General features: G+C 60.7%; 23 protein-coding genes. 8 read left to right on the top strand and 15 right to left on the bottom strand.

What is annotated here, in order from left to right; all coding sequences use genetic code 11:
- Nucleotides 1-74 precede the first annotated feature (74 nt).
- The gene (locus AC3WP4_RS23620) at nucleotides 75-950 is read right to left on the bottom strand and encodes a LysR family transcriptional regulator (protein ID WP_074878428.1); all 876 of its coding nucleotides are present in this window, start codon (nucleotides 948-950) and stop codon (nucleotides 75-77) included.
- Nucleotides 951-1,218: 268 nt separating this feature from the next.
- Between AC3WP4_RS23620 and AC3WP4_RS23615 the strand changes: the two genes are divergently transcribed.
- Together AC3WP4_RS23615 and AC3WP4_RS23610 are read left to right on the top strand one after the other, a co-directional pair.
- A complete protein-coding gene (locus AC3WP4_RS23615) occupies nucleotides 1,219-2,544 on the top strand; it encodes an MFS transporter (protein WP_074878426.1) in 1,326 nt (441 codons plus the stop codon).
- Between the two features lie 10 nt (nucleotides 2,545-2,554).
- Nucleotides 2,555-3,946 carry an FAD-dependent oxidoreductase gene (locus AC3WP4_RS23610; protein WP_074878424.1) on the top strand — a complete coding sequence of 464 codons (1,392 nt, stop codon included), beginning with the start codon at nucleotides 2,555-2,557 and terminating at the stop codon, nucleotides 3,944-3,946.
- 1 nt (nucleotide 3,947) lies between these two features.
- Here the strand turns inward: AC3WP4_RS23610 and AC3WP4_RS23605 are convergent, their stop codons facing one another.
- The gene (locus AC3WP4_RS23605) at nucleotides 3,948-5,372 is read right to left on the bottom strand and encodes a type VI secretion system Vgr family protein (protein ID WP_102616489.1); all 1,425 of its coding nucleotides are present in this window, start codon (nucleotides 5,370-5,372) and stop codon (nucleotides 3,948-3,950) included.
- 233 nt (nucleotides 5,373-5,605) lie between these two features.
- Between AC3WP4_RS23605 and AC3WP4_RS23600 the strand changes: the two genes are divergently transcribed.
- Nucleotides 5,606-6,313, top strand: coding sequence for a YebC/PmpR family DNA-binding transcriptional regulator (locus tag AC3WP4_RS23600; RefSeq protein ID WP_074878420.1), 708 nt, complete (start codon nucleotides 5,606-5,608; stop codon nucleotides 6,311-6,313).
- A gap of 118 nt (nucleotides 6,314-6,431) precedes the next feature.
- Here AC3WP4_RS23600 and AC3WP4_RS23595 read toward each other — a convergent pair whose 3' ends face one another.
- The 8 genes from AC3WP4_RS23595 to AC3WP4_RS23560 all read right to left on the bottom strand — a co-directional run bounded on the left by AC3WP4_RS23595 (nucleotide 6,432) and on the right by AC3WP4_RS23560 (nucleotide 14,670).
- Nucleotides 6,432-7,745 carry a leucine-rich repeat-containing protein kinase family protein gene (locus AC3WP4_RS23595; RefSeq protein ID WP_102616488.1) on the bottom strand — a complete coding sequence of 438 codons (1,314 nt, stop codon included), beginning with the start codon at nucleotides 7,743-7,745 and terminating at the stop codon, nucleotides 6,432-6,434.
- Between the two features lie 253 nt (nucleotides 7,746-7,998).
- Nucleotides 7,999-9,045, bottom strand: coding sequence for an ABC transporter substrate-binding protein (locus AC3WP4_RS23590; RefSeq protein ID WP_102616487.1), 1,047 nt, complete (start codon nucleotides 9,043-9,045; stop codon nucleotides 7,999-8,001).
- An 18-nt stretch (nucleotides 9,046-9,063) separates the two neighbouring features.
- Nucleotides 9,064-10,179, bottom strand: a complete 1,116-nt coding sequence (locus tag AC3WP4_RS23585) for an NAD(P)/FAD-dependent oxidoreductase (RefSeq protein WP_102616486.1) — start codon at nucleotides 10,177-10,179, stop codon at nucleotides 9,064-9,066.
- The gene (locus tag AC3WP4_RS23580) at nucleotides 10,176-11,531 is read right to left on the bottom strand and encodes an FAD/NAD(P)-dependent oxidoreductase (protein ID WP_102616485.1); all 1,356 of its coding nucleotides are present in this window, start codon (nucleotides 11,529-11,531) and stop codon (nucleotides 10,176-10,178) included. The genes AC3WP4_RS23585 and AC3WP4_RS23580 overlap by 4 nt, the downstream gene beginning before the upstream one ends.
- A gap of 154 nt (nucleotides 11,532-11,685) precedes the next feature.
- Entirely contained in the window at nucleotides 11,686-11,976 is a 291-nt protein-coding gene (locus tag AC3WP4_RS23575; RefSeq protein WP_008148449.1) for a (2Fe-2S)-binding protein, read from the bottom strand.
- Between the two features lie 7 nt (nucleotides 11,977-11,983).
- The gene (locus AC3WP4_RS23570) at nucleotides 11,984-12,778 is read right to left on the bottom strand and encodes an ABC transporter permease (RefSeq protein ID WP_008148452.1); all 795 of its coding nucleotides are present in this window, start codon (nucleotides 12,776-12,778) and stop codon (nucleotides 11,984-11,986) included.
- Nucleotides 12,779-12,784: 6 nt separating this feature from the next.
- Nucleotides 12,785-13,654, bottom strand: coding sequence for an ABC transporter permease (locus AC3WP4_RS23565; RefSeq protein WP_074878410.1), 870 nt, complete (start codon nucleotides 13,652-13,654; stop codon nucleotides 12,785-12,787).
- Nucleotides 13,651-14,670: an ABC transporter ATP-binding protein gene (locus tag AC3WP4_RS23560; protein WP_074878408.1), complete on the bottom strand. Its 1,020-nt coding sequence runs from the start codon at nucleotides 14,668-14,670 to the stop codon at nucleotides 13,651-13,653. The genes AC3WP4_RS23565 and AC3WP4_RS23560 overlap by 4 nt, the downstream gene beginning before the upstream one ends.
- A gap of 244 nt (nucleotides 14,671-14,914) precedes the next feature.
- On the opposite strand from AC3WP4_RS23560, the gene AC3WP4_RS23555 reads away from it, so the two are divergent.
- Nucleotides 14,915-15,751 carry an IclR family transcriptional regulator gene (locus AC3WP4_RS23555; RefSeq protein WP_102616329.1) on the top strand — a complete coding sequence of 279 codons (837 nt, stop codon included), beginning with the start codon at nucleotides 14,915-14,917 and terminating at the stop codon, nucleotides 15,749-15,751.
- A gap of 137 nt (nucleotides 15,752-15,888) precedes the next feature.
- Here the strand turns inward: AC3WP4_RS23555 and AC3WP4_RS23550 are convergent, their stop codons facing one another.
- The gene (locus AC3WP4_RS23550) at nucleotides 15,889-16,641 is read right to left on the bottom strand and encodes an anti-sigma factor family protein (protein WP_102616328.1); all 753 of its coding nucleotides are present in this window, start codon (nucleotides 16,639-16,641) and stop codon (nucleotides 15,889-15,891) included.
- Entirely contained in the window at nucleotides 16,638-17,144 is a 507-nt protein-coding gene (locus AC3WP4_RS23545) for a sigma-70 family RNA polymerase sigma factor (RefSeq protein WP_102616327.1), read from the bottom strand. The genes AC3WP4_RS23550 and AC3WP4_RS23545 overlap by 4 nt, the downstream gene beginning before the upstream one ends.
- A 158-nt stretch (nucleotides 17,145-17,302) precedes the next feature.
- Between AC3WP4_RS23545 and AC3WP4_RS23540 the strand changes: the two genes are divergently transcribed.
- Together AC3WP4_RS23540 and AC3WP4_RS23535 are read left to right on the top strand one after the other, a co-directional pair.
- A complete protein-coding gene (locus AC3WP4_RS23540; protein ID WP_102616326.1) occupies nucleotides 17,303-18,391 on the top strand; it encodes a catalase family peroxidase in 1,089 nt (362 codons plus the stop codon).
- The gene (locus AC3WP4_RS23535) at nucleotides 18,388-18,933 is read left to right on the top strand and encodes a cytochrome b (protein ID WP_102616325.1); all 546 of its coding nucleotides are present in this window, start codon (nucleotides 18,388-18,390) and stop codon (nucleotides 18,931-18,933) included. Before AC3WP4_RS23540 ends, AC3WP4_RS23535 begins: the two co-directional genes overlap by 4 nt.
- A 54-nt stretch (nucleotides 18,934-18,987) precedes the next feature.
- Here AC3WP4_RS23535 and AC3WP4_RS23530 read toward each other — a convergent pair whose 3' ends face one another.
- Nucleotides 18,988-20,187, bottom strand: coding sequence for an MFS transporter (locus AC3WP4_RS23530; protein ID WP_102616324.1), 1,200 nt, complete (start codon nucleotides 20,185-20,187; stop codon nucleotides 18,988-18,990).
- 96 nt (nucleotides 20,188-20,283) lie between these two features.
- On the opposite strand from AC3WP4_RS23530, the gene AC3WP4_RS23525 reads away from it, so the two are divergent.
- Nucleotides 20,284-20,730 (top strand): winged helix-turn-helix transcriptional regulator, encoded by a 447-nt coding sequence (locus AC3WP4_RS23525; protein ID WP_102616331.1) that lies wholly within the window; start codon nucleotides 20,284-20,286, stop codon nucleotides 20,728-20,730.
- A 39-nt stretch (nucleotides 20,731-20,769) separates the two neighbouring features.
- On the opposite strand, the gene AC3WP4_RS23520 is transcribed toward AC3WP4_RS23525, so the two are convergent.
- Both AC3WP4_RS23520 and AC3WP4_RS23515 read right to left on the bottom strand, forming a co-directional pair.
- Nucleotides 20,770-21,921 (bottom strand): M14 family metallopeptidase, encoded by a 1,152-nt coding sequence (locus AC3WP4_RS23520; RefSeq protein ID WP_074878394.1) that lies wholly within the window; start codon nucleotides 21,919-21,921, stop codon nucleotides 20,770-20,772.
- A 483-nt stretch (nucleotides 21,922-22,404) separates the two neighbouring features.
- Nucleotides 22,405-22,746: a DUF6124 family protein gene (locus AC3WP4_RS23515; protein ID WP_074878393.1), complete on the bottom strand. Its 342-nt coding sequence runs from the start codon at nucleotides 22,744-22,746 to the stop codon at nucleotides 22,405-22,407.
- 129 nt (nucleotides 22,747-22,875) lie between these two features.
- Between AC3WP4_RS23515 and AC3WP4_RS23510 the strand changes: the two genes are divergently transcribed.
- On the top strand, nucleotides 22,876-23,523 hold the full coding sequence (locus AC3WP4_RS23510) for a LexA family protein (RefSeq protein WP_074878391.1): 648 nt from the start codon (nucleotides 22,876-22,878) through the stop codon (nucleotides 23,521-23,523).
- Nucleotides 23,524-23,527: the final 4 nt, after the last annotated feature.

Genomic DNA, 23,527 nt, shown 5'->3' with positions numbered 1-23,527 from the left:
TCAATGGACGCTCTGCGTCCGCTTTGGGACGCGGAGCGTCCCGGGCTGCATTCCCACGCAGAGCGTGGGAACGATCATTGGGGGAGGCTTTCGCGAACCATCTGCAGAAACGTCGCCACCACCCGCCGCGAACTCTGCTCGCGCAAGCACACCAGTGTCTCGGTCAACCGCCGTTTGCAGTCGGTAATCGGCAACGCGCAAACCCTGGAATCTGCACCGAACTCGGCAGCAGAAACAACACCAACGCCAATCCCCACCACCACCGCTTCCCGCGCCGCTTCCCGGCCTTCAACCTGAATTGCCGGGCGAATGCGAAAGCCTGCCTGAGCCATTTCTTCTTCCAGCGTCTGGCGCGTCACCGAACCGATTTCCCGCAGCACCAAAGGCGTGTCATCCAGGTCCGCGAGGCAAATCGACTCACGGCCGGCCCACGGGTGATTGCGCGAAACGAACGCCACCATCGGGTCATTGCGCAGCGGCAGCGAGATCAGACGTTCGTCACTGACATCGCGACCGAGCAACGCCAGGTCGGCCTGGTAATTGAACAACCGGAACAGCGATTCATCGGTGTTGCCGGTTTCGATCTTCACGCTGATACCGGGGTAGCGTTCGCAGAACCGCGCGATCTGCGGCAGCACATGCACCGGCGCATCGACGGCGAGAATCAGGGTGCCCGTCTGCAATGCCTGGGATTCCTGAAGTAACTCTTGAGCCTCGGCCTCGATGACGAACAGCCGCTGGGTAATGCTCAACAAGCGCTCACCCAGATCCGTCAGGCGCACCGAGCGTTTGTTGCGGTGGAACAGCAGCACACCGAAACGCTCTTCGAGCTTGCGCACTTGGTCGGAAATCGCCGGTTGCGTGAGGAATAGCCGCTCGGCGGCTTTGGTAAAGCTTCCGTGGACGGCCACGGCATGGAAGGCTTTGAGCTGGGCGTGGGAAACCGACATCGAAAACTCCAGTAACAAGCTGAGCTTATATTTGAAATACGATAAATCGATTTCACTTATTAATCAGTAATTGTTTTTATCCATCTCAGCCCCGGTGACTGGTCAGTCGAACAGCGTCGGCGGCCATGAGCCTGTGCGTGCAACAGCAGGACTCATCTGACCGATATCGCCTCAGGGAAGCTGCGATATCGAAGTGCTCAACAATAAAAAAACAGGCGTTATTTCTCAATTTCTGCCGGCACACTCACACCCTGAGGTCAGAACCACCATGAACAAGCACATCGGCACCATCAAGCGTTGGCGCGTGCAGATCTTCGCGATCACCTGGCTCGCTTACGCCGCGTTCTACTTCACCCGCAAAGCCTTTTCCGTGGCAAAACTGGGGATCGCCGAAGATCCCACCTTCATGCTCGACAAAATGGCCATGGCCAACCTCGACGCCATCTACCTCACGGCTTACGCCATCGGGCAATTCACCTGGGGCATCCTGGCCGACCGCTTTGGTCCAAGGGTCGTAGTGTTTGGCGGGTTGCTTATTTCAGCGGCGGCAGCCTTGGTGATGGGCAGTTTTGCGACGTTGCCAATCTTCGCTACCTGCATGTTGATTCAAGGGTTTGCCCAGTCCACCGGCTGGTCCGGGCTGTGCAAGAACCTCGGGAGTTTCTTTCCCTCTGAACAGCGCGGGCGGGTGCTGGGGCTGTGGAGTTCCTGCTACGCCTTTGGTGGGTTGGTGGCGTCGCCGTTTGCTGGCTGGTGGGCGTATACGCTGATCGGCACCTGGCATGCGGCGTTCTTTTCCAGTGCGGCGGTGGTTGGGCTGGTCGCCGTGCTGTTTTTTATTTTTCAGCGCAACAAACCCGAAGACGTTGGCTTGCCAGCGGTGGAACCGGAGCCGCAACTGACGGCGCAAGAGGCTGATGCGCAAAGCAGGATCAGCATTCTGGAACCGTTGAAAGAAATCCTGCGCAACCGCACCGTGCTGGTCCTGGGGCTCGCGTACTTTCTGCTGAAACCGGCACGCTACGCGATTCTGCTCTGGGGCCCGGTGATCGTCTTCGAGCAGATGCCCTCGGTGGGCAAGGTCGGCGCGGCCATCATTCCGACTGCCTTTGAACTGGCCGGGTTGCTTGGGCCGATTCTGCTGGGGCTGGCATCGGACAAACTGTTCGGCGCCCGACGCATGCCAGCGTGTGTGCTCAGCCTGTTGGCGCTGACCGTGACCCTGGCGTTGTTCATGGGTGCCCTGCATACCGGCAGCGTGATGCTGGTGGTGGCGCTGCTGTTCGTCATGGGCCTGACCCTGTACGGACCTGACTCGATGATCAGCGGCGCGGCGGCGATCGATTTCGGCACCGCCAAGGCGGGCGCCACAGCGGCCGGTTTCGTCAACGGTTGCGGCTCGGTCGGGGCGATTCTCGGCGGATTGCTGCCGGGCTACTTCGACTCGGTCACTGTGTTCATCGTCTTCGCTGGCTGCGCGTTGTTTTCGGCCCTGGTGTTGATCCCACACTGGAACAGCCGTCCGGCTGGCCTGCGTGCCGAAAGCACTTTCGTACCTGACCAACCGATCAGCGTAAAACCTCTGCGTACTTAAGGATTGACCCATGAGACCTTTCTGGCTGGAACAGGCGCTGGCGGCCGAGTCCTGCGCGCCATGCGAACCCTTGGCGGGCGACACCCGCGCCGATGTCTGCATTGTCGGCGGTGGCTACACCGGGTTGTGGACGGCGATCATGCTCAAGCAACAGAACCCCGAACTGGATGTGCTGTTGATCGAGGCCGATATCTGCGGCGCCGGCGCCAGTGGTCGCAACGGTGGTTGTGCACTGTCGTGGTCGGCCAAGTACTTCACCCTTGAACGGCTGTTCGGCGTCGAAGAAGCCGTGCGGCTGGTCAAGGAATCGGAGCGCAGCATTCATGCCATCGGCGCCTTTTGCGAGCAGTACGCGGTGGACGCCGATTACCGCCTCGACGGTACGCTCTATACCGCCACCAACCGCGCTCAATGCGGCTCGACCGATGCTGTGATCGCAGCGTTGGAGCGCAATGGCATCAACTCTTTCAGCCAACGACCGGTGGCCGACGTGCAACGCATGGCCGGTTCCAGCAAACATCTGGAAGGCTGGTTTTCCCCGGCGGCGGCCAGCGTGCAACCGGGCAAACTGGTGCGCGGCTTGCGCCGGGTCGCCTTGCAACTGGGGGTGAAGATTCACGAGCATACCGCCATGACGGGGTTGCAGGAGGGCAAGCCTGCGTTGGTACAAACCTCGAACGGCACCATTCGCGCGGATCGCGTGGTGCTGGCGATGAACGCCTGGATGGCCCGGGCGTTTCCACAGTTCGAGCGCAGTGTGGCGATTGTTTCCAGCGACATGCTGATCACCGAACCGCGCCCCGATCTGCTTGCCGAAATCGGTTTGACCAGCGGCGTCACCGTGCTCGATTCGCGGATTTTCGTGCACTACTACCACAACACCCCGGACGGCCGAATCATGCTCGGCAAGGGCGGCAATACCTTTGCTTACGGCGGGCGAATGTTGCCGGTGTTCGATCAGCCATCGCCCTATGCCGGTTTGTTGCAACACAGCCTGGGCGAGTTCTTTCCGGCGTTTGCCCAGGTCAAGGTCGAGGCGACCTGGAACGGTCCGTCTGATCGCTCGGTCACCGGTTTGCCGTTTTTCGGTCAGATGAGCGCCAGCGGCAACGTGTTTTATGGTTTCGGATACTCCGGCAGCGGGGTTGGCCCGTGTCATATGGGCGGGCAGATTCTCGCCTCGATGGTTCAAGGGCTGGACAATGCCTGGACCCGTTCGCCTCTGGTCAACGGCCCGTTGGGCTTGTTTCCGCCGGAACCGATTCGTTACCTCGGCTCATTGATGGTGCGCAACGCCATCCGCCGCAAGGAGCGCGCCGAAGATCATGGGCATCGGCCGCGGCATCTGGATGTGCGTCTGGCGAAATTCGCGGCGGCGGCAGGCAAGGCCGACAAGGGCTGAGTCAGGGCGATGGGTCCGAGCGATTGACCAGCCAATCGAGCAGCAAATCGCTATCGCGGCGTGGCTCGGGATCAGGCCGGGTGCGCGGATGATGGCCCATGCCGATACACAGCACCGGCCGGTCCGGGTCACTGTCGAGAAAACTGATCAGGACGTCGCTGCCGGCCTTTGGCAGGCTGGTCGCATCAATCCGACCGTCCGGCGTTGCAAAGGCCACCGGTAACCAGATACCCACAGATTCAAGCGGATCCGCTTGCGCGGTTGGCCACAGCCTGACTTGTATTCGACCTCGATCATCCAGCGCCGGCGGTTGCCCGGCAGGGCCCAGTACCCGGGCGGGCTGGTAACCCGGGATGCTCGGCCTGGTCTGTTTGAGTGCCGGCCTGAATACCGTTGACCAGGGAATGGCGGTGAACTGATTGCGGTAATGAACGACAGTGACCGGTTTGTCGGTGGCAAGAATCGAAGGTTGTTGCCCTTGATGTCGGGTTTCGGTGAGCAGCCATTGATCGTTGAAATTCGCCAGTGGATGTTCCGACACTTGCACGATCCGTGCGCTGCGCAGTGCGCTCTGGTTGCTTTGACCGTGGATCTGCAGGTACTGGCAACGCAGACGTTCCAGTTGTCGTCGGCTCAACTGATCGTGATGGATGTGCTCGGGCGCGGGGCGGACCATGACCGGTAAGGGTTTGCTGAGCGCGTGGTTGGCCGCGCCATCGTCGGGTTTTTGCGAGCCACGATTCCTGGCCTCCAGTCGTGAGGGAATGGGCGGCGAGTCATGGCGCTGGAACAACTCACTGATCGTCGGCCCGTCACGGTCTTCGGGCGCGTTGCCCTGGAATGGCGTAAGGACGGGGTCCTGGGGGAAGCTCAGGCTGTCATCTGCCAGGACCAGCACATGCCCTTCGCGCTGATGTTCGAAGTGATAGTGAATGCCTTCTTCTTCGCACAGCCGTTGCTGTAATGCCAGGTCGCTCTCCTCGTACTGAATGCAAAAAGGCCGGACGGGATAGTGTCCGCTGGATAATTCGAAGCGATAGCTCGCCTCGGGCACATCATGTTCCTCCAGCAGTTGGCGCAGGATCATCGGTACGCTGAGGTGATGAAAGACCCGGCGTGAACGCTGCCGGTCGAGCCATTGAATGTAGGGCACGAGCACCAGTTTGTAGCCGATCCGGTGTGGGCCGCGATGTTCGCGACTGGCACTGTGAAGTACGCCATGAAGACCCTGGCCCTCCATCAGGCTGAGGAACACCGGTTGTTGCAGCAATCGGTCGAGGTTCATGGCCGGCGCGAGGCCGATCACTTCGATGTCGAATCGATAGGGCTGGTTGAGGGCTTCTCGGCCACTGAACTGCAACACCTGCAAACTCAAATCGCCGTCGAGAAGTGTCAGGGTGAAGGGGCTTTCCTTGTCGTTGTGCATCGAACGCGCTTCTGCCATGGAATTCGGGCGCAGAGGGTACGAAACCATAGCCCTTTATAGTCACCGCAAATCTAAGTTTCAGAATCGCCCTACAACTGACGGTGAAGATGTCGATGGGTCATGCGGGTTAACAGGGTGGATTTTTTGGTCGATTGCCAACTTTAGGGCGTATAAACTTGCGCCCATGCGTCGGCCAATAGATGTCTCGGCGCCACAGATCAAGAGAGTGAGTAATGGGCGCACAGTGGAAGGTTAAACACAAAGAAGCGGCATCTAACGCCAAGGGCAAGATCTTCGGCAAACTGGTAAAAGAAATCACCATCGCTGCGCGTAACGGTGCCGATGTCGCGACCAACGCACATCTGCGGCTGGTGGTTGAACAGGCCAAGAAAGCCTCGATGCCCAAGGAAACCCTGGATCGCGCGATCAAGAAAGGCGCGGGCCTGCTGGGTGAAACCGTGCAGTACCATCGCGTGACCTATGAAGGCTTCGCACCGCATCAGGTGCCACTGATCGTTGAATGCGTGACCGACAACATCAACCGCACCGTCGCTGAAATCCGCGTTGCGTTCCGCAAGGGCCAATTGGGCGCTTCCGGTTCGGTAGCGTGGGACTTCAACCATGTCGGCATGATCGAGGCGTCCCCGGACAGCCCGGACGCCGATCCGGAAATGGCCGCCATCGAAGCCGGCGCCCAGGATTTCGAGGCGGGTGACGAAGAGGGCACGACCCTGTTCCTGACCGAGCCTGCGGACCTGGACGCCGTGCAGAAAGCCCTGCCCGAGCAAGGGTTCACCGTGTTGTCGGCCAAGCTGGGCTATCAGCCGAAAAACCCGGTCAGCGGTCTGAGCGATGAGCAGATGGCTGAAGTCGAGGCCTTCCTTGAAGGCCTTGATAACCACGATGACGTGCAGGACATGTTTGTCGGGTTGGCGGGGTAATTTGATTTTTCAGTGATACCGCTATCGCGAGCAGGCTCACTCCCACAATTGACCGAGTTGTCTGTAAGGACGCGATCTAATGTGGGAGCGGGCTTGCTCGCGAATGACCGCGCAGCGGTCACCGATTTTCCAGTACTCGTACAATCTCCGCGAACCCCGGTCGCTCCAGCACCTGCGGCTGACAGCAGCGCTGCTGCAATTGCTCCAGATGCACACGACCTTCATCGCTCAATCCCGAGTCGATCCGCTCCAGCAATTCCCCCAGCAAAATCCCGAACGCTCGCACTTCTATCCGTTGCAGCGCACGGCTTTCAAGGCTGTCCGAGATGGCATGGAAAGACGCGGCGCCAAAATCCCCCAACAGGCAATCACCGTGCTCGTTCCACAAAATGTTGTGGCCGTAGAGGTCGCCGTGGGTGATGCCATGCTGGTGCAAATGTTCGGCTGCCGAGGCGATGCCAGAGGCGATGCGCAATGCTACGCCAGCACTGAGCCGGGTGTCGTTGGCGTAAACGTCGCGGGTGCATGACGCCAGGCTCGGCAGGCCGGCCAGATTGCGATAGCTCGGATCGATCAATTGCATCACCAGCCCGGCCTGGGCTTCCGGATGCCCGACGATGCGGCCTTTAACCCGGATCAGGTTGGGGTGACTACCGGCGGTGATGCAGGCGTTCATCTCGTGTAACGGCGAGCCATCGCTGGTCATTTCGCCTTTGTAGAGCTTGACGGCGACCGCTGTGGCCGGGTGGTTCGGTCGATTCCAAACAGCCCGATAAATAACCCCTGACGCGCCTTCGCCCAGTTGCTGCTCCAGACTCAGTTCAGACCACGGAATGCGGGGTGTGGCTTCGAGGGCCGCCGCATCGGCTTCGGTCTCCAGCGGGTTACCGGCGTACGCCAACCAGCTCAGGCTGGGCAGGGTCAGCAACCACTCGGGCAACTCGCTCAACTGATTGGCGGCGATGCGGATCAGTTCGAGTCGATGGCAATGCCGCAAGCTCTGTGGCAAACCTTGCAAGCGGTTGCCGGCAAGCATGAGTTTTTGCAGGTGCGGGCGTTCACCCAGTTCGGCCGGCAGCTCAGTGATGCAGTTATCGGTCAGGATCAGCCAGCGCAGCAACGGTGGCAGGGCCGCGCCTGGCACGCGCTCGATACGATTGCCCTTGAAGCCGACCATCGTCAGTGCGGCGCATTGGCCCAGGCAGTCGGGCAGTTCGGTGAACAGATTGTCCGAGCAGAACAACACGCGCAAACGGGTCAGGCGGTGCAAGTCGTCCGGCAGGCTGCTCAAGGCATTGCCGCTGAGGTCGAGGACTTCCAGCGAGTCCGCCAGGTCGAAGATTTCCCTCGGAAACTCCGTCAGGCCGCCGCTGAGGTCCAGACGGGTAATGCCCGACAGTTGGCCGGCGCGTAGTTGGGCAAGGGTATCCATGAACAGATTCACTATTGATCGAGAGGAGGGCGCGCAGGCCCGGAAGCGGGCGACATGATACCGGCAAATGTGGGGTGGCTGTTAAACCGCTATGGCGAGCAGGCTCGCTCACACACTGAAGTTGTGTTGTACACCGATCCAATGTGGGAGCGGGCTTGCTCGCGATAGCGGTGTGTCATTCACCATTCGGTTGCCTGACCTTACGCATTCGCGGGCAAGCCCACTCCCACAAGGTTTGCTGTGTTGCCTCGGGTTAGCGCTCGATACTGCGATTCCACCGCGCATTCCACGCTGGGCGCTGTTCGTTGACCTGATCCCAATCGATCGCAATGGCAGTGGTCAGGTACTGTTTCATCGCTTCGACCTGGCCACGAGTCTTGTCGGTGGTCGGGGTATTCGGGTTGGACGGGATCTGGTCACCGTCTTCAAGCGCGGCGGCCTGGGCTTCAGGCGTCAGCAAGAAAGCGGCGAGTTTTTGTGCCAATTCCGGCTGAGTGTTGTTGGCGATGGCACATTCGGCCACGTTGAGCACCACGGCGCCTTCCTTCGGCTGCGCATACTCCACCGGCATGCCCTTGAGTTTCAGCGCGGTGACCTGGGTCGGCGTCAACGGGAACAACGCGGCTTCGTCGGTCTGAAGCATTTCGGAAATCTTCGCCGAGCTCGGAATGTACTCCAGCACGTTGCGCCCGACGGTGTTCGGCCACGCCTTGAAGCCTGGTTCGACGTCGGTTTCGCTGCCGCCCTGAATCCGGTTGAACATCAAAAAACCGTGCAGGCCAAAGGTCGAGGAGGCCATTGACTGGAACACCAGTTTGTCCTTGAAGCGCGGGTCGGCCATGTCCATCCACGAGGTCGGTGCGGTCCAGCCTTTCTCCTTGAACAGCCGCGTGTTGTACGCCAGCCCGGTCACGCCGAGGCTGACCGCCACCGCTTGATCCTTGATGCGACCCTTGGCCGGAATCTGCGCCAGCGGTGCGCTGTCTTCAAGTTTGTCGCACAGCCCCATGGCGATGGCGCGGTACATGATGCCGTCGTCGAGGAACATCACGTGCATCTGCGGGTTGCCTTTGCTGGCCTGGACCTTGGCCAGAATGTCGGCGGAGGTGCCGGGCACGATCACCACTTTGACGTTGTTGGCCTTCTCGAAAACCGGTAGCACCTTGTCGGCATAGAGCCGCTCCATGGTCCCGCCGTTCATGCCCAGGTAAAGCGTCGGTTCGGCCTGGGCCTGGGTGGCGGCGAGCAGGGCGCCCAAGCAGGAGATACCGAGCAGTGCAGTGCGTTTGACGTTATTCATTAGCGCGACCTTCCTCTATCAAGCAACGGAGATGGAGTGAAACCGGGTGATGGAAAACGCATCCAGCGACGTTTTTGAAGCGCCGCTGCAGATGATTTCGGTGAGCGCCTGGCCCACCGCGGGACCGATCTGAAAGCCTGCACCAGCAAAGCCGAATGCGTGTAACAGACCGGGTTGAGTGCCGCTGTGGCCGATCACCGGTTGGCGATCGGGCAGGTAACCTTCGGTGCCGCTCCAGGTGCGAATCGCCTGGGCGCCTTCAAGAAACGGATAAAGCTCGACGGCCTGACGCAGGATCTCGATCACGGCGTTCTGGCCCGGCCGGGCGCGGGCGCCGTCGAGGGCAAAACCCTGACCGCCACCCAACACGCAATTGCCGCGAGCGACCTGACGGGCATAGATACCGCCGCCCTCGACCCCGGTGCTGGCATTCATCACCAGCGGCAACGGTTCGGTGACCAGCATCGCCGGGTGCCCGGCGTGCATCGGCACTTTCTCACCGAACTGTTCTGCCAGGGTGCCGGCCCAGGCTCCGGCGCAATTCAGCAGCCAGGGTGCCTGCAGCTCCAGACCGGTTTGCGTGCTGATGCGAAAGCGTTGGCCGTCGTGTTCCACCGCCGTCACCGCGCATTGTTCATGGACCTGCGCGCCATGTCGCCGCGCCGCCCGGGCAAACGCCGGGGACACCAGTCGTGGGTTGGCGTGACCGTCATCGGGGCAAAACGAGGCACCGACCGCCACCTCGCCGACCCACGGAAAACGTGCGCGTAATTCACTGCGATCGAGTACCTGCAAGTCGAGGCCAAAGCCCCGACTGCTGGCGGCGTAGTCTTGCAAGGCGTGCAAATCGTTGAGGCTGCGGGCCAGTTTCAGGTGGCCGCTGCGCTGATACTCACCGTCGATGCCAATCAGCTGTGGCAGTTGTCCCCAGATGTCGTGGGCCCGCTGCGACAGTGGCAGTTGCGAGAGTGGTCGCCCCTGGCGCCGCACGCCGCCGTAGTTCACGCCGCTGGAATGCGAGCCACAGAAGTCCCGCTCCAGCAGCGCCACGCGACGCCCGGCCTTGCTCAGAAATAGCGCGGCGGAGGCGCCGACAATTCCGCCGCCAATGATGACGGCATCGACTTCGATCATGACTCGACCTCCAGACCAAACGGCAGGGGTTTGATGGGGGCCTGAGCCCTCAGGCGACCAATGTCGGAGATGGCGCGCTGGCTTTCGCAGGCAATGATTTCCGCTGCGGCGGCGCCGCACATCCGTCCCTGGCAGCGGCCCATGCCGATCCGGCAATGCGCCTTGACCCGGTTGATCTCCCAATGACCCTCGCGCACAACCTGGCGGATGTCGCCGGCGCGCACTTCTTCGCAGCGGCAGATCATCACGTCATTCGGGGCCTCGGCGGCCCAATGTTCGGGAAAGATGAAGGCCCGTTCCAGGCCTTGGCGGAAGGTATCGATCCGTCCCAGCGCTTGCTCCAATTGCGCCCCACGTTGCGGCGGGATCAGGTAACCGATGTCTTCGAGCAACGCCAGGGCCGCGCGTTCACCGGCCATTTCCGCCGCGTCGGCGCCCATGATGCCGGCGCCGTCACCGGCCAGGTAAACCTCGGCGACACTGCTGCGACCGGCGCTGTCACGTTGCGGCAGCCAGGCGCGGTTGAGCGGGTTCCAGGCGAATTCACAGCCGAGCAGGTCGGCGAGTTGGGTTTCACTGCGCAGGCCGTGGGCGAAGGCGACGGCGTCGCAATCGAGTTGTTGATTGCCTTTGGCGTTGCGCCAGGTCAGCGATTGCACACGTTGTTCGCCGTTGATGCCTGTGAGGCTGACGCCCTGATGTACCGGGATGCCGTGTGCGGTCAGCCAACTGCGGTAATAAATGCCTTTGGCCAGGGTGGCCGGCTGCGAGAGCAGACCGGACAGGGCGCGGGCCTGAGCGCTGAAAGGCGAGCTGTCGAGCACCGCGACCACCTTGGCGCCGGCCTTGGCGTATTGATATGCCACCAGGTACAGCAACGGCCCACTGCCGGCGAACACCACGCGTTCACCGATGGCGCAGCCTTGAAACTTGAGGGCGATCTGCGCTGCGCCGAGGCTGTAAACCCCCGGAAGGGTCCAGCCTGGCACCGGCAGAATCCGGTCGGTGGCGCCCGTGGCGACAATCACACGGGAGAACGCCAAACGCGCGGCGCGGCCTTCATGCAAGGTGTCGAGCGCGCCATCCTCGGCGTTCCACACCAACGTCTCGGGACGGTAATCGAGTTGCTCGCGCAGCGCGTCAATCGTCCGATGCAGCGCGTTGGCCTTGCCGGCTTCGAAGCCATACAGCTTGACCGGCGAGCGCTTGAAGTTTGCCGGTTGGCGCCGATAAATCTGCCCGCCCCCGTGTGCTGCTTCGTCCAGCAGAACCGGACGCACGCCGTGGGCGACCAGGGTTTGTGCTGCACGAATCCCGGCCGGACCGGCACCAATGATGACCACCGAATTCATACCCACCTCATGTGTGAGCGACGCAGATCCCTTGTGGGAGCGAGCCTGCTCGCGATGACGGCGGTACATTCAACATTAATGCTGGCTGACAGATTGCTATCGCGAGCAGGCTCGCTCCCACAGGGGATCCGGTTTCGGCAGATTGAAAAGGTGTTCATAGGGACCGCCCCGGTTCGCGGCTGATCTGCTGACCGGCTTCGAGCAGCGTCGAGCAGGCACGCACGCGTCGACCATCGCCCAGTCGAACCCAGCAGTCCTGACACGCGCCCATCATGCAAAACCCGGCACGGGGTTCGGCGCTGAAGTCGCTGCCGCGCAGGTGTTCGCTGCAGGTCAGCACCGCCGTCAGCAAAGTGTCGCCGAGCAGGCCGGTGGCCGGCGTGCCATCGAGGGTAAAGTCCAGGGCCGGGCGGTCGCCTTCGGCCAGTCGTTTCAGCAGAGCCATGGCGCCCTCATTGTTTGCCCACCAGAACCCGATCGAGGCCGTAGACCCGGTCGAGCAAAATCATCGTCAACGCGGTCAACCCAATCACCAGTGCCGACACCGCCGCCATCATCGGATCGATGGATTCGGTGGCGTACACGTACATCCGCACCGGCAAGGTTTGCGTGGCCGGCGAGGTGACGAAAATCGACAGCGTGACCTCATCGAAACTGTTGATGAACGCCAGCAGCCAGCCACCGGCGACCCCCGGCAGAATCATCGGCAAGGTGATTTCCCGGAACAGCGTGAAGCGCCCGGCACCGAGCGATTGCGCGGCGTGTTCGGCACTGCGATCCAGGCCGATGGCCGACGCCAACACCAGTCGCAGCACGTACGGTGTGATCACTAGCACGTGGGCGAAGATCAGCCAGGCGAAGCTGCCGTTGACCCCCATCAGCGCAAACAACCGCAGCAACGCCACACCCAGCACCAAGTGCGGAATGATGATCGGCGACAGGAACAGACCGTTGAGAAAGTCACGGCCGGGAAACTCAAAGCGGGTGATCGCCAGCGCCGCCGGCACCGCAATCAGCGTCGCCAGACTGGCCGCGCAAAACGCCAGGATCAGGCTGTTGTAGAACGCATCGACAAAGTCAGCACGCTCGAACACCGCGCGGAACCAGCGCAGGGAAAACTCCGTGGTGGGCAGGCTCAAGGTGTTTTCCGGGGTGAAGGCCACGAGGCAGACCACCACCAGCGGCGCCAGCATGAACAGCACCACCAGGGTATGGAACAGCAGGGCGAAAGGACCGTTCTTGGACATGACGAGTTATCCCAATGACTTCTTGTAGCGGCCTTCGATCATCCGGTTCCACGACAGCATGATCAGCAGGTTGAGCAACAGCAGGGCTACGGCGATGGCCGCGCCCATCGGCCAGTTGAGCTCCGACAGGTACTGGTCGTAGATCAGCGTGGCGACCATTTTTATCCGGCGTCCGCCGAGCAGGCCGGGAATCGCGAAAGAGCTGGCGGCGAGGCCGAACACGATCAAGGTGCCGGAGAGCACGCCCGGCATGATCTGCGGCAGCACCACTTGGCGCATCACGGTGAAGTGGCTGGCGCCGAGGGACATCGCGGCTTGTTCGGCGGCCGGGTCGAGTTTCTGCAGCGAGGTCCAGACCGGAATGATCATGAACGGCAGCATCACGTGGACCAACGCAATCACCACCGCGAACGGCGTGTAGAGCAGCTTCATCGGCGAGCCGCCAAAGGCTTGCAGGGTCTGGTTGACCAGTCCGTCGGCACCCAGCAACAGGCTCCAGCCGAAGGCGCGCACCACCACCGAAATCAGCAGCGGGGTGAGGATCAGAATCAGGAAAATCGAGCGCCACGGCGCGCCCATGCGGCTGAGGATGTAGGCCTCGGGCACGCCGATCACCACGCAGAGCAGGGTGGTCAGGGCGCTGATCCACATCGTGCGCAGAAAGATTTCGTAGAAGTACGGATCGCCCAGCAAGCTGCTGTAGTGATCAAGGGTGTAGGCGTCGCCGTTGATCCCCGAGCTGTAGTCGAAGACGTTGAACGACAGGACCAAGGTCAGCAGCAGCGGGATCACCAGCAGGCCGAGGTACAAGGCCAGGGCCGGTGCCGACAGCCAGTAACCCTGGCGTCCGTGGCGAATGGCGACAAGCGTACTCATGCCGGCACCTCGTCGACGGTTAGCACCCGCAGCAACGTTGCGTCCCAATCGAGCCCGACCGCCGTGCCTTCGGTCAGCGGTGCCGAACCGTCGTTGCGGCGCACCACGCTGAGTTCGCCCAAGGTTGTCGATACGCCGTACAACCATTGGCTGCCGAGAAAGAAGCGGCTGACGATATTGCCTTGCAGGCGGCCTTGACCTTTGTCCCGCAGGTCGATTTTTTCCGGACGCAGGCTCAGGATCAGTTCGCCGCCACTGCGAACCTGGACCACACCCGCGTCATCACGCTCGCCGGGCAGCAGATTGGCCTTGCCGACGAACCCGGAAATGAACTCGGTGCGCGGGTGTTCGTAGAGGGTGTACGGCGCGTCGATCTGGGTGATGCGCCCGGCCTGCATCACCACCACCCGGTCGCTGATGGACAGCGCTTCGGACTGGTCATGGGTGACCATCAGCGTGGTGATCCCGACTTCGCGCTGGATGCGGCGGATCTCGTACTGCATCTCTTCGCGCAGGTTGGCGTCGAGGTTGGACAGCGGCTCATCGAGCAGCAGCACCGGCGGCTCGATCACCAAAGCTCGAGCCAACGCAACACGCTGACGCTGGCCGCCGGAAAGCTCTCGCGGATAACGCTCGGCATGCTGGTTGAGGCGCACCAGTTTCAGCACCCGGTCCACTCGCTGCTGCAACTCGCCATTGGCCACTTTGCGCATGCGCAGGCCGAAGGCGACGTTGTCTTTCACGGTCATGTGCGGGAACAGCGCGTAACTCTGGAACACCACGCCCAAACCACGGCTGGCGGGTTTGGCGTGGGTGATGTCGCGACCGTCCAGCACAATGCGTCCGCTGCTGACTTCGACGAAGCCGGCGATCATTTGCAGAGTGGTGGTTTTACCGCAGCCGGAGGGGCCGAGCAGCGAGACGAACTCGCCTTTCTCGACCGAGAGGTTGGTGGCCACGACGGCGTCGATCTCACCGTAGCGTTTGCCGAGTCCTTCAAGTTGCACAAAAGCCATAACTGCGCTCCACCTGAGATTGTTATGCATCGCCCGAAGGCGCGCTTTTTTGTATGGGCAGATACGAAAAGGTCTTGCGGGGTGCGTTGGCGCTCGACTTCTGTCGGCTGCCGCTGTTGTTCGAATCGCCCCTGTCTGGACGCAGAGTAGGACGAAGAATAGGATGGGCTCAATGGCCTATTTCACTGAGGCGATGACTATTTTCAGTTTCATTCGGTGAGTAAATTAATACTCGAGAAAACCCATGACAGATTCCATTGAGCGGAATGAAAGCAAAAGTGATGTCGGTGTCGGCGCGGTCTCCAGACTGTTTGCCGTGCTGCGCAGTCTGGGTGACAACGTCGAGGGCGGGGAACGGGTGACACAACTGGCCCAGCGCATTGGCTTGTCACAACCGACCACGCACCGATTGCTGCGTAGTTTGATGGATGAAGGGATGGTCGAGCAGGATGCGCGCAGCAAACGCTATCGCTTGAGCCTGGAGTTTTTCGCCCTGGCGGCCCGCGCCGGGAACACCGGAAACCTGCGCGAACTGGTGCGTCCGACGTTGCTGCGGCTGTCGGCGTCGTTGGGGGATTCGTTGTTCTTGCTGGCGCGCAGTGGTTTTGATGCGATTTGCCTGGATCGCAGCGAAGGGCCGTTTCCGATCCGCACCTTTACCGGTGACATCGGCGGGCGGGTGGCGCTGGGCGTGGGGCAGGGCAGCCTGGCGATTCTGGCGTTCCTGCCGGAAGAAGAGCGCGACACGGTGATTCACTACAACTTGCCGAGGCTCAAGGATTTCCACCTGTACGACGAGGTGTTCCTGCGCTCGGAAGTCGAGAACGTGCGCAAGCTCGGTTATGCCGGGCGCAACACCGGCGTGTTGCAGGGCATGGCCGGGGTGGCGGTGCCGATTCTGGATCGTGAAGGGCGGGCGGTCGCAGCACTGAGCGTGGCCACTGTGAGTGATCGGCTAGGGCCGGATCGATTGCCGACGGTGGTCGAAATGCTTAAGCGCGAAGCGGCGCTGATCGGACCGCGGATCAATCCGTTCGACCCTTTATTGCGTAGGCCTTCGCAAGTTTTTGGGCAGGGCTGACCCCGCTCCCACAGGGAATCGATCGTTCCCACGCTCCGCGTGGGAATGCAGTCCGGGACGCTCTGCGTCCCAAAACGGACGCGGAGCGTCCGGTGAGGCATTCCCACGCAGAGCGTGGGAACGATCAGTATCGGAAGTCAGAACTGCACGGTTTGCTTGAGCATCTGCGCCGCTGGCGTATCAGTGGGGCTGACCATCGCGTAGTTGTACCCGCCCCCTGACCAGTACTCGGCCTGCAACCCGCCATCGCTGCGACTGCCCCTCGGCAACAGGTAGTTTTTCGGACCCGGTGGGCGGACGTAGAAGCTGACTTTATGGCCGCCCTGATCCTCGTAGACCACCATCGCCGCCGGCCCTTGCTCGGTGCTCAGCAAGCGTCCGCTGACCGGTTTGAAACCGGCGCCCGAAAGGTCAGGCAAGCGATTGGCCTGAGTGAAATAGCGGTCGAGCCAACCCTGCATGTCACCGTCATCACTGACTTTGTAATCGGCCGGCAGGATGCCTTGCTGGGCAATCAGGCGATAGGCCTGCAGGGCATCGGTCATTGGTAGTTGGGCACTGATGAGCGTCATCTCCCGGGCTTGCCAGCCGCTAAATCCGCCGACGCTGACCGCGATCAGCAACACGGCGGCGCTGGCCAGGTGACGGCGAGATTGTCGTTTGAGGCGCTGGCGAATCAGCGCCGGGTCGAGGTTCGGGTTGGCTGGTTGCTGCAGGGCGCCGCTCAATGCCGCGCGCAATTGCTGGGCGTCGTGTTGCCAGCCACGCACTTGGGCAGCCACTTCAGTGTTGCTGGCCAGAAAAGTCTCCACCAGACGTCGGTCGGCATCGCTGAGTTGCTGGTCGACATAGGCGTGCAGGTCACGCTCGCTTGGGGGCAGGCTGATCATTTGAGTCTCCGCAGGGAAGGGCGGGTGATTTCGCCGTCGCTCAACTGGTGCAAGGCCTGGCGGGCACGGGACAGGCGGGACATCACGGTGCCGGTGGGGACGTCGAGAATCTCGGCGACCTCCTTATAACTCAAGCCTTCGACCGAGACCCAGAGCAGCAGGGCGCGTTGTTCGGTGGTGAGTTGATCGAAGGCTTGCAGGGTTGATTGGGCGATCACGGTGCGTTCCACCGATGGCTGTGAATCGTCACGCCCGGTAAAGAATTCGAGCATCCGCGCATAACGCCGGGAGCGTCGGTGAGCATCGAGAAACTGTCGATACAGAATCGAAAACAGCCAGGCGCGCAAGTCGCCGTCGGGGTGTTTGTCGCTCCAACGCGACAGCGCGCGCTCAAGGCAAGACTGCACCAGGTCGTCGGCGCTGCTGGGATTGCGCGTCAATGACACGGCAAACCGGCGCAGTCCGGGAATGATTTCTCGCAGTTGTTCGTCGATATCGTTCATGAAGTTCTGGCTAGTCACTACGCTTTGGACTAGGAAGACGCCCGGCATTCGAGGTTATTCCACGCCTGAAAAAATAAATACCAGGCGATGGAATAAACCGCCACGGTGTTCGTCTGCTTGATCCTTCTCACTTGTGGCCGATGGCCCTGGAGTCTTTCATGGTAGATCGCTCGTCACCGCCAACCCGGCCACCCTTGAGTGCCGCGAGCCTGACATTACGTCTGGCCGGTATCGCTGTGGTGGTTGCCGCCCTGGCCGGGGCTTTTGCCTACGTCAACGGCACCTTTGACCCACAGCGCCTGACCCCGAAAAAACTGGTCAATGTGCTGGAGACCAACAACGGCGTGCACCCCGGCTTCCGACGCAACCACTCCAAAGGCGTGTGCGTGATCGGGCATTTCGAGAGCAGTGGCGAGGCGCGCAGCTATTCCAGCGCTCAGGTGTTCAATGTTGCGCGGACCCCCGTGGTGGGGCGTTTCGCCTTGCCGGCCGGTAATCCTTATGCGCCGGACAACAGCGTGCCGATCCGCAGCCTGGCGTTGCGATTCACCCAGGCCAACGGCCAGCAGTGGCGCACCGGGATGAACAGCATGCCGGTGTTCCCAGTGGGCACGCCCGAAGCGTTCTATCAATTGCAGCAGGCCCAGTCGCCGGACCCGGCCACCGGCAAGCCGAACCCGGCTGCCGTGCCAGCATTCTTCGGTTCGCATCCGGAAGCAGGACCGTTCCTCTCCTGGACCAAAACCGCCAAGCCGTCGGCCAGTTACGTGACGGAAACCTACAACAGCGTCAATGCGTTTTACCTGGTGAACGCGGCCGGGCAACGGCAAGCAGTGCGCTGGAGCATGGTGCCCGTCGCTCAGGATACCGCGGGTGCTACGGCGCCTGAAGGGGGGGAATTCCTGGAGAAAGACCTGGTTCAGCGCATTTCCGCAGGACCGCTGCGTTGGCAGTTGAACATCACGCTGGCCAACCCTGGCGATCCGGTCAACGACGCCAGCAAGGCCTGGCCCGAGGGTCGCAAAGTGTTGAACGCCGGCACCCTCGTACTTGAAAGCACCCAGCCGCAACTCAGTGGCGAATGTCGCGATATCAACTACGACCCGCTGGTACTGCCCGCCGGCATCGAAGGTTCCGACGACCCATTGCTCGCCGCTCGTTCAGCGGGGTACGCCAATTCCTACTTGCGTCGTACCAGCGAAGTCAGCCAGTTGCCCTCTGCCCATAAACAGGAGTCTCGTCAATGAGCGCTCAACCGAACCACTTCGCGCCATTAGCGCGATTGCTGCACTGGCTGATGGCGCTGATGATCATTGCCATGCTGTTTATCGGCGCGGGCATGGCCGCTTCAGTGTCCGAGCGTCATGAGTGGCTGATTCATCTGCACAAACCCTTGGGCGTTGCGATTCTGCTGTTGGTGATCGTTCGCCTGGCCGTGCGCTTATCCACTCGACAGCCACCGCTGCCGGCGGATCTGCCGGGTTGGCATGCGCTGGCGGCCAAGGCTTCGCATGTTTTGCTGTACGCGTTGATGCTGATCCTGCCGCTGCTGGGTTGGGCGATGATTTCAGCGGCGGGGGATCCGGTGATGCTCAGCAGCTCGCTGCAGTTGCCGTCGATCGTACCGGCGAATGCGCAGGTGTTTGCGTTCCTGCGCAAGGCTCACGGGTATCTGGCGTACTTGCTGTTCCTGACGGTGCTGGTGCATTTGGCGGCGGCATTATTTCACGGCTGGGTGCGCCGCGATGACGTGCTGGACAGCATGTTGCGGGGCAAGGATCGCGGCTGATCCCTTACGTTCACTTGTAGCAGCAGCCTCGCAGGCTCGACAGCTGCTACACAGTCAGTGCGACGCGGCTTCCAATGGTTGGACCTTTGTGGCCAGTGTCAGCCACCAATAAATCAACGCCACCGCATTGATGCCTGCGCCCAGCAGGCATACGCCGAGCCAACCGGCCCACGCGTACATCGCCGTCGAACCGATCGACCCCAAGGCGCTGCCAATCGAATAGAACAGCATGTAGCCGGCGGTGAGTCGGCTTTGGGCTTCGGGGCGCACGCTGTAGATCATGCTCTGGCTGGTGACGTGCACGGCCTGCAAACCCAGATCCAGGGTAATCACGCCAAGCAGCAATGCCCACAACGAGGACTGGGTGAAGGCAATCGGCAGCCAGGAAACCAGCATCAACAAGAGTGACAAACCGCTGGTCATTTGTCCCAGGCCACGATCAGCCAGATGCCCGGCACGAGCGGCGGCCAATGCACCGGCGGCACCTGCCAGCCCGAATAATCCGATTTGTGTGTGGGACAACGACAGCGGCGGGGCGCTCAGCGGTAGCACCATGGGCGTCCACAACACCATGGCACTGGCGAAGGTCAGTAGCGCGACCACCGCACGCTGGCGCAGCACCGGTTCTTCCTTGAACAGCGTGAATACCGAGCCCAGCAAAGCGCCGTAGGAACTGGCGGGTTGCGCAGCTTCATGTTTGGGCAACACACGAAACAGCAGCAACGCCATCACCAGCGTCAAACCCGCCGACAACAGATAGATCGAACGCCAACCGGCGAGGTCGGCCATGCCGCCGGCCACTGTCCGGGCGAGCAGAATACCGACGACGATGCCGCTGGTGACCACACCGACCACACGCCCTCGCTGTTTCGGGATGGCCAATGTCGCGGCGTAAGCCACCAACACTTGTGTCACGACGGCCAATAACCCGGTCAATGTCATGCCGATCAGCAGCCAAATGTTGTCAGGTGCCAGTGCGATCGTGAGCACGGCCAGCGCCGACAGCACAGTTTGCGTGACGATCAGGCGACGGCGATTGAGCAGGTCACCCAGCGGCACCAGCAACACCAAACCTGCGCCGTAACCGACTTGAGTCAGCGTGACGACGATGCCGATGGTTGCCGGGTCCATGGCGAAAGCCTCGGCCATGGCATCGAGCAGCGGTTGTGCGTAGTAAACATTGCCGACGGCCAGGCCGCAGGCGATGGCAAACAGCAGCACCACGGTGCCGCTCAGTGGATGTTCAGGTTTCATCAGGGGCTTCCTTGTGTGGTTTCAATATGAAACCAGTTGTACGGTAAGGAAGCTGGTTTTATATTGCAACTACATTTGATGGATGTGAGCGCGCTGATGGCTAAACGTACAAGCATGGAAAACGCCGAATGCCCGGTTGCCCGTTCCCTGGATGCCATTGGTGATTGGTGGTCGTTGCTGATCGTGCGCGATGCATTTGACGGCATACGCCGGTTCGGGGAGTTTCAGCGCAGTTTGGGCATGGCCAAGAATATTTTGTCTGCGCGGCTGCGCACTTTGGTGGCCCACGGCATTTTCGACCTGGTGCCGGCGTCGGACGGCAGTGCGTATCAGGAATATGTGCTGACCGAGAAGGGCAAAGGCCTGTTCCCGTTGATCATCGGATTGCGCCAATGGGGCGAGGCGTTTTTCTATGAGGCAGGGGAGGCGCATTCGCGGGTGGTTGACCGACAGAACGGCCGACCGGTGCAGACGCTGGAATTACGTGCCGAGGATGGGCGCTTGCTGGGACCTGAGGATTGCCTGCGGATCGCTGCCGAGTGAGGCATGGCTGCATGCCGGACATGCAGCCATCGAGGGTGATCAGCGCAAGGTATCGACCATGTCAGCCACGGTCGTCAGCACATCCTTGCCCAATTGCTTCGAGCGTTTGCCAGACCAGCCGGTCAGCGCATTCGGCGCATCGTTGTTGTCCTTGAACGGCATTTCCAGGGTCAGCGACAGGCAGTCGAACTTCTCGCCAACGCTGTTGCACGCCAAAGTCATGTTGGCTTTGCCCGGTTCGTCCCGGGTGTAGCCGTGCTTGGTCTGGAAGTCCTTGGTCTGGCGCTTGAGATGACTGCGGAAGTGCTCTTCGAGTTTTTCGATCCGGGGCGTGTAGCCCGGGTTGCCTTCGCAGCCGGCGGTGAATACGTAAGGGATTTCTTCATCGCCATGGATGTCGAGGAACAGGTCCACGCCGTACTTTTCCATTTGCTGCTGAACGAACAGCACTTCCGGACTGATTTCCTGGCTGGCGCTCTGCCAGGCGCGGTTCAGGTCCTGGCCCATGGTGTTGGTGCGCAGGTGACCGTGGAAAGCCCCGTCCGGGTTCATGTTCGGCACTAGATACAGGTCGGCGCTGGTCAGCAGTTTGTTCAATATCGGATCGTCGTGATTTTCCAGGCGTTCGATCACGCCTTCCATGAACCATTCGGCCATGTGTTCACCGGGGTGTTGCTGGGCGATGATCCAGACCTTGCGTTGACCTTCGGCGCCCGTGCCTTTCCGCAGCAGCTGGATGTCGCGACCTTCGACGCTTTTGCCGGTGGCCAGCAGTTCGGTGCCAGCCTTGGTCAGCGCTTGCTCGATCAGCCAGTCATGACGGCCACGGCTGTAGGGTTCGAAGTAGGCGAACCAGGCGTGGGTGGCGGTGGCTTCAAGGCTGAAGCGCAGGCAGTCACCTTCGAAAATGGTCGGCACCCGGAACCAGTTGACGTGGTCGTAGGACGCCACCGCCTGATAACCATCCCAGGCTTTGTTGTAGGAGGACTTGCTGGCATTGTTCAGGCGAAACCAGTGTTCCTGACCGACGTGCAGACCGCTGGCCTTGAAGTGGAACCACTGAAAGTGCTGACTGCGGGTGTCTGGTTTGATCGCCAGCAGGGCTTGCAACGGATTGCTGATGTCCAGCACTTCAATATTGCCACTGTCGAAGTTGGCACTGATGTCGAATGAGGATTTGGCCACGGTCATAGTCGATTCCTGAATATGATTTTATGGCTGTTACTTTACACGTTGGGAAGGGAAAAACCGGGGGGAATTCTGGGTTGAGCGGGGGGCGTCCTCCATGACGCCGACGAAGCTTAGAGACTGTGCGATTGATTCTCAAGCGCTATTTTTGATTAGTTTGGGCCAATGATGCCGGGCTTCTGTTGCCATGGGACATTCTTTTGATATCATCCGCGCCATTCGAATTTGCTGCACTTAAAGACTTCATTAGCCTGAAGGTAAAGCCAGAATAACTGGCAAAAAAAAGACCCGGCAAAAAGCCGGGTCAAAAACCGTGATTAGCCTGATGAGGAGATAGTCCAGGAGACCGACCTAAGGTCACTTGGACAATCGACCGATCTCGCGACCAGCTGCATGCAATAATAATCATTCTCGTTTGCAAGTCAAATGTTTTTATCTGCGCGATAGGAAAGTTCTTTTCCCGTCCTCCTTCTCAGCACCCGCGTCTTATCCATTCTGATCGCCCTCCAGGGATCGATCCACCATCGCCCTGGCCATGTCGATCATGTGCACCGCCGAAAACGCCAGGTCCCGATGTGCGCCTTGCAGATTGCTGGCTGACTCGTACGCGATGGCGGCGGCACAACGCAGCAAATCCGTGGCATGGACCAGCGCTTCTTCGCTGCTGATGTTGCGGTTTACGTCAAAGAAACGTTCTTCGACCACTTCCTCTGAAACAGCTGGTTTCAAGTAATAATCCAGCGCTCGTTGCGCGGCAGCAGAGCCTTTTGGCGAGGTGAGGGAAGTGTCGATTTGCATGTCGGGCAGGTCGTTGCAGGGGATGGACATGGCGATGGCAAACTCCGTGATAGATTCAGATCCGTGAACCAATCCTAGTACGAACTGTATTTATGACGAGAGATTAAATACTACAATTTGTGTTTTGATGGCCGGAGGTGCCCACGTATCGTGCCGCACATGGATAAATGGATTGAATTGGTCAAGGCCAAGATGAGTGAACTCAAAGTCACTCAAGAAGTACTCGCAGATCGCCTCGGGATGTCCCAGGGCGGCGTGGGTCACTGGCTGAATAAACGCCGTCAGCCGAGCATCGAAGACATGAACCGTGTCTTGCGGGCGCTCGGGATGGATTTTCTGGAAGTGGCGATTGTGATCCGGGAGCCTTTAGTCCCACAGGACAACGAGATTTCGCTGACACAAAAGTACAACCCCTATTTCCGCTACCCGGTCAGTGACTGGCGGGCGCCTGTCGAGGTCCGCGACGGTGAACTGCCGGTGTATGGCAAGCCACGTTTCGAACTGACCGATTACCACGCCCAGGGTCCGGCATTCTGGCTGGTGGTGGTCGGCGATGCGATGACCGCACCCACTGGCATCAGCGTTGCCGAGGGCATGATGATCCTGGTGGACCCGGCCATCGTGCCGGAACCCGGAAAGTTGGTGATTGCCCACTGGCCGGACAGCACCGAGGCGGTTTTCCGCAAACTGATAGAAGAGGGCGGGCAGCGTTACCTGGTCCCGCTCAATCCGACGTATCCGAAAGCCCTTTACACCGAGGAGTGCCGAATTATCGGCGTGGTGGTTCAGGCGACCGCCAGGTTCTAATCAG

Source organism: Pseudomonas sp. FW305-20 (assembly GCF_058788075.1).
This window is presented reverse-complemented; position numbering and strand designations above follow the sequence as displayed.